Source organism: Natronobeatus ordinarius (assembly GCF_024362485.1).
Taxonomy (GTDB): domain Archaea; phylum Halobacteriota; class Halobacteria; order Halobacteriales; family Natrialbaceae; genus Natronobeatus; species Natronobeatus ordinarius.
Window position 1 is genome coordinate 3,009,267 of record NZ_CP101456.1, and the last position, 9,418, is coordinate 3,018,684.

General features: G+C 63.4%; 11 protein-coding genes. 5 read left to right on the top strand and 6 right to left on the bottom strand.

Annotated elements, in window-relative coordinates; all coding sequences use genetic code 11:
* Position 1 precedes the first annotated feature (1 nt).
* The 6 genes from NMQ09_RS15255 to NMQ09_RS15280 all read right to left on the bottom strand — a co-directional run bounded on the left by NMQ09_RS15255 (position 2) and on the right by NMQ09_RS15280 (position 3,390).
* Positions 2-355, bottom strand: a complete 354-nt coding sequence (locus tag NMQ09_RS15255) for a type II toxin-antitoxin system PemK/MazF family toxin (RefSeq protein ID WP_255191441.1) — start codon at positions 353-355, stop codon at positions 2-4.
* Entirely contained in the window at positions 352-726 is a 375-nt protein-coding gene (locus NMQ09_RS15260) for a MarR family transcriptional regulator (RefSeq protein ID WP_255191442.1), read from the bottom strand. The genes NMQ09_RS15255 and NMQ09_RS15260 overlap by 4 nt, the downstream gene beginning before the upstream one ends.
* A gap of 146 nt (positions 727-872) precedes the next feature.
* A complete protein-coding gene (locus tag NMQ09_RS15265) occupies positions 873-1,466 on the bottom strand; it encodes an HD domain-containing protein (RefSeq protein ID WP_255191443.1) in 594 nt (197 codons plus the stop codon).
* A 1-nt stretch (position 1,467) separates the two neighbouring features.
* A complete protein-coding gene (locus NMQ09_RS15270; RefSeq protein ID WP_255191444.1) occupies positions 1,468-2,190 on the bottom strand; it encodes an EthD domain-containing protein in 723 nt (240 codons plus the stop codon).
* Between the two features lie 91 nt (positions 2,191-2,281).
* Positions 2,282-2,878, bottom strand: coding sequence for a GNAT family N-acetyltransferase (locus NMQ09_RS15275; RefSeq protein ID WP_255191445.1), 597 nt, complete (start codon positions 2,876-2,878; stop codon positions 2,282-2,284).
* Between the two features lie 116 nt (positions 2,879-2,994).
* Positions 2,995-3,390, bottom strand: a complete 396-nt coding sequence (locus tag NMQ09_RS15280) for a universal stress protein (protein WP_255191446.1) — start codon at positions 3,388-3,390, stop codon at positions 2,995-2,997.
* A gap of 133 nt (positions 3,391-3,523) precedes the next feature.
* On the opposite strand from NMQ09_RS15280, the gene NMQ09_RS15285 reads away from it, so the two are divergent.
* From NMQ09_RS15285 to NMQ09_RS15305, 5 genes are all read left to right on the top strand, one after another.
* Positions 3,524-3,985, top strand: a complete 462-nt coding sequence (locus tag NMQ09_RS15285) for a MaoC/PaaZ C-terminal domain-containing protein (protein ID WP_255191447.1) — start codon at positions 3,524-3,526, stop codon at positions 3,983-3,985.
* A gap of 328 nt (positions 3,986-4,313) precedes the next feature.
* Positions 4,314-5,492: an ABC transporter substrate-binding protein gene (locus NMQ09_RS15290; protein WP_425607243.1), complete on the top strand. Its 1,179-nt coding sequence runs from the start codon at positions 4,314-4,316 to the stop codon at positions 5,490-5,492.
* A gap of 21 nt (positions 5,493-5,513) precedes the next feature.
* Positions 5,514-7,511, top strand: coding sequence for an ABC transporter permease (locus NMQ09_RS15295; RefSeq protein WP_255191449.1), 1,998 nt, complete (start codon positions 5,514-5,516; stop codon positions 7,509-7,511).
* Positions 7,511-8,311, top strand: coding sequence for an ABC transporter ATP-binding protein (locus tag NMQ09_RS15300; RefSeq protein WP_255191450.1), 801 nt, complete (start codon positions 7,511-7,513; stop codon positions 8,309-8,311). Before NMQ09_RS15295 ends, NMQ09_RS15300 begins: the two co-directional genes overlap by 1 nt.
* On the top strand, positions 8,308-9,030 hold the full coding sequence (locus tag NMQ09_RS15305; protein ID WP_255191451.1) for an ABC transporter ATP-binding protein: 723 nt from the start codon (positions 8,308-8,310) through the stop codon (positions 9,028-9,030). Before NMQ09_RS15300 ends, NMQ09_RS15305 begins: the two co-directional genes overlap by 4 nt.
* Positions 9,031-9,418: the final 388 nt, after the last annotated feature.

Consider the following 9,418-nt stretch of genomic DNA (forward strand, 5'->3'; position numbering starts at 1 on the left):
CTCACCTCTGGACGTATTCGACGAGCGACTCGACGGCCTCACCGACGAGCGAGCCATCGATTCGACCCTGCCAGAAGTCGATGTCGTCAGATCCGAGCAATTGGACACCCCACGGCACGATCCGGCTGTCGTCCGAAGTTCCGCCACGAATCCAGTGGTGGGGCTCGATCTCGAGCAGTCCATCCATCCACGTCCTGGTGGTCAGTGCGAGGGTGATGTACTGCTCCCCGTGAAACGGTCGTCCCTCGTGATTCGAAACGACGAGCCACGGGCGTGCGGCGCCCGCTCCCTTGTACGGATCGCTCCCGTACACGACGTCACCGTGCTCGTAGACGACCGTGGAATCCTCGGTCACTCCTCTCCCTCCGTTTGGCTGGGATGGGGTTCGTCTGGAGCGTGTTCTTTCCACTCGTCTCGATCCTCCGGTCCCAGTTGCTCGTTGAACAGCGCGGTCGCGCGGGCGTAGCCGTCGTGTTCCTCGAGGCGTCGCTCGTCGGTCGTAATCGCCCAGTACGTTCCCTTGTGCTCGACGAGGCTTCGCTTCTTCAGGCGTGTGAGCGCGGTGCTCACTGCCCCCTCGTCGAGGTCGGTTCGCCTCGCAATCTCGGCCGCCTTGAAGGCCCGATCCTCGTTCGCTGCGAGAAAACCGAGCACCTGATCTGTAACTGACAATTCCCTGAGCTCGTCCTCGGTCGATCGCTCGAAGGTTTCCCGATCGATTGCCATCGTGACTGTTACTACCGTGAGAAGCGTAATAGATGTTACCTGCGTTAGCGCCGGCTCGTGGGGAGCGTGACGCACTGGTCGTAGTTCCCGAACGACGAAACGAAAAACGACCAGAAAATCGATCCCGAGCCGCACGCGGACCGAGACTACTCCTGCGTCTGGCTGTACTGTTTCACCCACTCTTTTAGGGTGATCCCCATCGTCGCCTGCGTGATGGCGTTCGAGGACGCCGAGTTCGCCGACTTGACCAGTTCGGCCTCGAGCGTCCGTTTCGGCACCTCTCCGAGGAAGTGGGGGATCGCCCGCTGGACCTCGAGGGGGCAGCCGACCTCGTGGGCCAGCGCGTAGCCGGAGATGGAGTGGGGGATCTCCTCGGTGGCGTAGCGGTCGCGGTCCGTGCCCTCGAGGAGCTCGGCGTCGACGAAGTCGACGTACTCGTAGCACTTGCCCACGTCGTGGAGTAAGCAGGCGGCGACGATCACGTCCTCGTCGGGGTCGGCGCCGTGGAACTCGCGCTGGATTCGCGCGGACTCGAGGGCGATCTTCGTCACCCCGCGGACGTGCTCGACGTTCGTGACCTCGTGGATATTCCACGCGTAGGGGATGTCCGCAACGTCCTGCCAGCCGCCGCGCTCGAGGCCGAGGGTCCACGCCTCGACGACCTGGTCGCGGAGCTCGTCGTCGGCGATGGACTCGAGTTCGGGGTAGGCCGCCCGGACCTGCGTCTCGTAGTCAGTCATCTCACTCGAGGTCGTCGGCGCGCACCAGCCGTTCCTGGCCGACGAAGCGGGGACGGTCCTCGATCGAGAGGAAGTTGTCGACGTCCTCGCGAGGAGCGAGCGCCTTCGGGTGGTCGGGGTCGTAGTCGCGGGAGGACTCGTGGCCGAGGCCGGCGCGCAGCGCGTCGAGGTTCTCGAAGTAGAGTTCGGCGATGCCGTCGAACTCGGCGTGCTCGGGTTCGGTCGGGACGACGCGGGCGTAGCGGACGACGCCGGGAATCTCCCGGGCGAGCGGGACGTGCTCGTTCGCCCAGTGGTCGAGGAACTCCTCGTGAGTCATCCCCTCCTTGCGGACGAGGAACGCGGAGTGTTTGTAGAGGCCGTCGGTATCGCCGTCGACCTCGTCTTTCTCGACTACCTCCTCACCGATGAGTCGGGGACGTTCGTCGATCGCGAGGAAGTTGTCGACGTCCTCGCGGGCCTCCTTGGCCTTTCCGCGATCGGGGTCGTAGTCACGAGAGCCCTCGCTTCCCAGCGCGTCGTACAGTTCCTCGAGATCCTCGAAGAACAGTTCGGCGATGCCGTCGAACTCGGCGGCCTCGGCGTCGGCCGGGAGCACCTGCTGGTAGCGGACGACGCCCTCGATCTCCTTCGCGATCGGGGTGTGGACTGTCTGCCAGTGGTCGATGAACTCCTCGTGGCTCATCCCGTCCTTGCGGACGAGCAAGGCTACGTGCTTGTACATGCGGTTCGAGAATGCGTCACGACCCTAATAAAACGTGAGCAATCGGGCGAACGACGACCTGCTTCGACGCCACTTCCGTGGAGGTCACCAGTTACGCGCCGGCCGGCCGCTCCGCGGGCGGTAACTGGACGACGTCGACGATCGGTTCGTCGAACGAGAGCCGCATCCTGCGGTCGCTCCCGTTGTTCGCTACCACTTCGAAGCCCATCTGACGGTAGACGTGGATCGCTCGCTCGTTCGCCGCGTCGACGTCGAGGACGAGCGCTTCGTGACCGGCGTCGGCCGCGGCGGCGATCAACTGGCGACAGAGTTCGCTCCCGATCCCGCGGTCGTGGTAGTCGGGGTCGACGAAGACGATCAGCTCGGGCTCGAGGCTCGAGGCCGGCGCGTACGCGGCGTGGCCGACGACCCGATCGCCGTCGCGGGCGACGAAGTTCGTGCCGTGATCGACGAGACCCTCGAGCCACTCTTCGATCCGGACGCGCCTGACGGGTGGCAGTCCCATCGATCGATGAGCGTCGGGGTACGCCTCGTACATCGCCACGAGCGCCTCCCGGCGCGCCGGGGTGAGCGGTTCGACCAGGAGAACCTCGCCGCGTTTGTCGACGAACCGGGGACAGCGTGGCGGACAGCCTGCGGTCCCCTCGCAGTTCGTGGGGTCCCAGGCGGCGCAGGTGTCGGTCGTCATCACGGCTAGGTGTACGTTCGCCGGGAGAATCAGTGCCGACCACGACATGTACGGCCCCTATATACCGTCGCAGCGACGCTCGCCACCGGACGGGACGATGCGAGGAGGGCGGCCGATCAGCGCTCGGGACTGACCGTGACGACCGGAACGTCCGTTCCGAGGATAACCGCCTGCGTGACGCTGCCGAAGATGACCTTTCCCGTCGGGGTCTGTTTCCGTCCCGACAGGCAGATCATGTCCACCTCGCGTTCTTCGGCCGTTCGGATGAGTTCGCTCGCGGGCTCGCCGCTCGCCTCGTAGTACTCGTACTCGACCCCTGCTTCGTCGAACGAGTTGGCGACGGTCCGAACGGCGTCGAGTTGTTGCACCGAGCGACCCTCGGGGTTGTCCTGGAAGACGTGAAAGAGGATCGCCGAAACCTCCTCGGACGCAGCAGGGAGTGACTCGATCGTCGATGCCTGTGCGCTCGCCCGGTCGACGTTGGTGTCGATACCGACCAGTATCTGATACATGGTTTCACCGTCGAAGTCGGCCGTGATAACTCCTCGGGTGGGACAGAATCGGCCGTCGCCGGACACGACCGACGTTGTCACCGCTCGAGAACGAAGGAAAACGTATTTATCGGCATTGTCAGAAGAAGATGGCATGGCGTACAGCTACGAGCCCCACTACTTCGAAGACTTCGAAGTGGGGCAGACGTTCGAGAGCGTCGGCCGCACCGTCACCGAATCCGACTTCGCGATCCACTCGATGTTCACCGGCGACTGGACGGAACTGCACACCAACCGCCACTACGCCGAGGAGGGACACTTCGACGGCCGCGTCGCCCACGGCCCGATGACGTTCAGCCTGGCGACCGGCTTCGTCTACCGGAGCGGTATCGTCGAGCGCACCGTCTACGCGTTCCTCGGGATGAACTACATGGACATCCCGAACCCCGTCTACATGGACGACACGATCAGCCTCGACATGGAGGTCACGAAGACGAAAGAGCTCTCGAGTCGCGACGACGTGGGCCTGGTCACCATCGACACGACGATGACGAACCAGGACGACGACGTCGTCTTCGAGGGCGACATGAAGTTCCTGATCAAGCGCGCGGAGTGATCGGTGAGAAGGCCGGAGTGCAGCGGGAAACCGTCTTCCGTCCAATCGAAAACCCGGTTTCGGAAACGATAATTCACGTTTTCGAAGTCCCAACCCGGGGTTATCGTTCGCGGAGTGTGCAACGAGTGTGGTCGTTACCTGCGTTGAAGTGCGTCGATTAATCGGCACAGATAATATAAAACGCGTCTATAACCGGGTGAAGTTTTATGCAGGTTTCTGCATGATTGAGATTGTGATTCGAGATACCAAGCTCCGTGGGAGTAGACGTCAGTTTATCAGGGCAGTATCAGCCGGAAGCGTCGCGGGCGTGGCCGGGCTGGCAGGCTGTGTGGGGGATCCGACGGCCACCGACGATGACGACGGCGACGACGAGGACTTCGACACGGTCACCCTCGGCATCCTCGAGCCACTCACCGGCGAGTTCAGCGCACTCGGCGCAGAGCGAATGCAGGGGAACGAACTCGGCATCGAATGGGTCAATGAGAGCGACGAGTTCGACTTCGAGTTCGAGTACGAGGAGTTCGATACGCAAACCAACCCCGCGACGGCCAGTCGCGAGGCCGAGGAAGCCATCGAGGACTACGGCGCCAACTTCCTCACCGGCGCGATCAGCAGTTCGTCCGCGCTGGCGGTCGCCGACATCGCCGGCCGTGAAGGGGCCGTGTACACGCCGGGGGCGGCGGACATCTCGATCACCGGATCGGAGTGCAACGAGTACGTCTTCCGGTTCGAGACGAACACCGCCCAGATGACGGAAGTGATGGCTCAGTGGACGTACGACGAACTCGGCGATCAGATCTTCTATCACATCGCCGACTACGTCTACGGCGAGTCGGTCCGGGACGAGTTCGAGAAACGGATGGAGTCGATAAGCGGCTCCTACGAGAACGTCGGCGAGACCGCATCCGATCCCGGTTCGACGGATTTCGACGCGTTCATCACCCAGATCCAGAACGCCGCCGACGAGGCCGACGCCCTCGTAGTTGGAATGACGGGGGCTGACCTCGCGATCTTCCTCTCACAGGCCGGCGAGCGCGGGCTGCAAGACGACATCCCCATCGTGACGACGACGGCGTCGTTCACGCCCGTTCGAGGCGGTGCCGGACTTGGGGCCGTCGGTACCTACAGCGGCATCCGATACTCACACGATCTCGACACCGGCGACAATCAGGAGTTCGTCGAGGCCTATCAGGAGAAGTTCGACGGCGAGTTGCCGGACAACTTCTCCCGGGTCGGATTCGAGTCGATCCGGATGCTCGCCCGTGGCATCCAGGAAGCCGGCTCGCGTGACCCGGACGTCGTAAAAGACGTCCTCGGCGGCCTCCAGCACGAGACCATCTTCGGTCCCAACGAGTTCCGCGAGTGTGACGGGCAGGCAGTGAACCCGGTCTGGATGGGCGAACTCGTCGAACCTGACGATGGCGACGTCGCCGACGTCGAGATCCTGACCGGACTCGACGGCGAGGAAGCGATCCCGGACTGTGAAGAGACCGGCTGCGAACGGTAACCAGCAAAAATTCTCCACATTATGGTTGGCGCAATTATACAACAGCTCTTCGATGGGTTGACGCTCGGTGTCGTATACGTACTGCTCGCCGCAGGGCTCTCGGTCATCTTCGGCGTCATGCACGTCATCAACTTCGCCCACGGTGAGATGTTCGCACTCGGTGCGTACTTCGCGCTGGCGCTGATCGCTCCGTTCGGTGGCTCGGCGTTTTTTGCCGCGTTGCTGATCGCGCCGTTGATCGTCGGCGTCATCGGCGTGGCGATCGAACGGTACACCGTCCAGCCACTGTACGGGCGAAACCCACTCTATCACATCCTGCTGACGTTCGGTCTGGTACTGGTGTTGAACGACCTGATCTACCTGATCTGGGGGCCCGGCGCCTCGAGCGTGCCGCGGCCAGGAATCATCACCGGAACGATTCCGCTGCTCGGGCTCAGCGTGAGCGCGTACAACCTCTTCATCATCGTCGCCGGCGGGCTGATGGCCGTCGCCGTCTGGGCGATGCTCGAACACACCAGGTACGGGCTCATCATCCGGGCCGGCTCGCAGGACCGACAGATGGTCCGGAATCTCGGGATCAACATCGATCGGTACTACTCGCTGGTCTTCGGCATGGGGGCGGCGCTGGCCGCGTTCGCCGGCATCATTCTCGCCGGGAGCAGGCAGGTCAACCCCGAGATGGGGATGTCCGTCATCATCCCGGCGTTCGTCATCGTCGTCCTCGGCGGGCTGGGGAGCTTCAAGGGTGCCGTCGTCGGCGGCCTGTTCGTCGGCATCCTCCAGGAGTCGATCCTGCGGCCGTACTTCCCGTTCCTCGAGGGGATGGTGATCTTCCTGTTGATGATCGGAATCCTCCTGATTCGGCCACAGGGGCTGTTCGGTACCGAGGCACCCGAAGACGAGAGTGGCGAGTTACTCACCGGGACCAAAGGCGGCTTCCTCGATCCACAGACGCGCAATCGACTGGGGATCGCGATGATCGTCTTACTCGCGCTGGTCCCCCTCGGTGCGGGAACGCTGTACTCGACGTTCGTCGTCACCCTGTTGATCGAGATCCTGATCTGGGGGCTGTTCGCACTCAGTCTCGACTTCGTGATGGGCTACACTGGGCTGGTGTCGCTCGGTCACGCGCTGTTCTACGGACTCGGCGCGTACGCAGTCGCGATCACGCTGGTGAACGTCACCGAGTCGGCGATCGTCGCACTCGTCCTGGCAATCGCGGTTTCCGCGGTGATCGCGTGGTTCGTCGGCTTCGTCTCGATCAGGGTGGCCGGTGTCTACTTCGCGATGATCACACTCGCGTTCGCCGAGCTGTTCTACAACGCAGTCTATCGGCTCGATACAGTCGAGCTGTTCGGCGAGGAACGTGAACTCACCGGCGGCTCTGAAGGAATCTTCGGGCTCGACGCCTACTACGGGATCGCCGGCGTCGGCGTCGACCTCAACGAGATCGGTATCTTCGTCGGTCCGACGGTGCTCACCGGTCGATCGCTGTTCTACTACATCGCCCTGGCGGCGCTGGTGGCCGGGTTCTTATTGACCCGGCGGATGCTCCGATCGCCGTTCGGCTCGGTGCTCAAATCCATCCGCGAGAACGAGCAACGGGCGACGTTCCTCGGCTACGATACGACCGTCTACAAGCGCCGGGCGTTCGTCGTCAGCGGTGCACTCGCTGGCATGGCAGGCGGGCTGTACACCCTCTTCTCGGGGCGCGTCTTCCCGGCCACCGCCGAGTGGATGGTCTCCGGTGAGGTGATCGTGATGGTCATCCTCGGTGGGATGGGGACGCTCTACGGGCCGATCATCGGTTCGTTCTCGTTTTTCACCCTCGAGTACTTCCTCACGGGGTTCACCGACCGCTGGCGACTCGTGCTCGGGACGATCTTCGTCCTGTTCGTGATCTTCCTGCCCCGGGGACTGGTCTCGGTGCCGGAACTGCTCGCACCCCACCTGCCGGGCGGGCCAGGTCCACAGCCTGAACCGTCGCCGGAGGACTCAAGCACGAGGGGTGATGACTGATGGCCATGGACGCACAGGAACGGGAACAAGCCGTCGGCGGGGACACGATCCTTCAGACCGACGGCCTCGTCAAGAAGTTCGGCGAGTTCACCGCGACCGACCACGTCGACCTCGAGGTCGAACGCGGGGAGTTCCGGAGCATCATCGGCCCGAACGGCGCGGGCAAGACCACGCTGTTCAACCTGATCTCGGGCGCGCTCCCGGTCACCGACGGCGCGATCTACTTCGACGGCGAGGACATCACCGACCTCTCGCCTCCCCAGCGCGTTCGCCGCGGGATCGGTCGATCGTTCCAGATATCGAATATCTTCGGCGGGCTCTCCGTCCGCGAGAACGTCAGACTCGCGGCCCAGTCGGTCCATCGCGACGAGTACAACTTCGTCGAGTCGCTGTTCAAACCGACCGACCAGTACGAACGAATGAACGAGGATACCGACCGCATCCTCGAGCGGGTCGGACTCGAAGACCTCGCCGAGGAGGAAGCGGACGCACTCGCCTACGGTGACCGACGGCGCCTCGAGATCGGCGTCGTGTTGGCCACCGACCCCGACCTCGTCCTGTTCGACGAGCCGACCGCCGGGATGAGCGTCGAGGAGACCCAGGGGACGATCGACCTGATCGAGGAGGTGCTGGTCGACCAGACCCTGTTGCTGATCGAACACGACATCGAACTCGTCATGACGCTCTCCGATCGAATCACCGTGTTGAACCGTGGCGAGATCCTCGCGGAGGGAACGCCGGAGGAGGTCGCAAACGATCAGGCCGTCCAGGACGCCTACCTCGGGGGGATGGTCGAATGAGCACCAACCCGATCCTCACGGTCGATGGCATCCACTCGGGCTACGGCGAGACGAAGGTCCTTCACGATCTCTCCCTCGAGATTCGGGAAGGCGAAGTCGTCTCGCTGGTCGGCCGCAACGGCGCCGGGAAGACGACCACGCTGCGGACGATCATGGGCATCATCCACCCGACGTCCGGCTCCGTCGTCTACCGCGGTGACGACATCTCCGACCTCGACGCGACCGAGACGGTAAAGCGCGGGATCTCGCTCGTTCCCGAGGAACGCCGGATCTTCCCCGAGCTTACCGTCATGGAGAACTTAGAGATCGCCGACTTAGGCGGCGGAACGGACGCCGACTCGATGTCGATCGACGAGGCCCTCGACATGTTCGAGAACCTCAAAGAGCGGACGGAGAACGCCGGCTCGTCGCTCTCGGGCGGCGAACAGCAGATGCTCGCGATCGCTCGAGCGCTCGTCGGCGGTGCCGACGTCGTCCTGCTCGACGAACCCACCGAGGGGCTCGCCCCCTACATCGTCCAGGACGTGATGGACATCGTCCGCGAGCTCAACGACCGCGGCATCACGGTCCTGCTCGTCGAGCAGAACGTCCACGTCGGGCTCGCGCTCGCCGACCGCAACTACGTCATCAACCAGGGCGAGATCGTCTGGGAAGGCACCTCCGAAGAACTCGAGGCCGACGAAGAGATCCTCGATACGTACCTCGGCGTCACCGCCTGACCGGCCGGTCACCGGACTCGCTTCGTTTTGTTCCGTCTCGAGACGACCGCCGACGCTATTGTGTTTCGCTGTCAGTACCGGAGTCAAGACGAGAGACGGTACAGTTAGTCGAATCGGCTGGACGACTCACACACCCGGCCGATTCACGTCGAACGACTGGCGCGTGCCACGTCGGCGTGACCAGCCGGATTCGGTTCGAAAGCGCCACCCCTGCCCCACTGGTCGCTCTTTCGGCCCGTTTCGTCGTAACAGGTCGTCGCCGGACACCCGGCGTCGTTCAACGACGATCGCCGTCTCGCTCGAGTGATGAGTGCGCTACTCGAGTGACCAATCGACATAAGTAACAGCCAAATTAGCACTCCTCAGAGACGGTACGTCGTCGATCCAC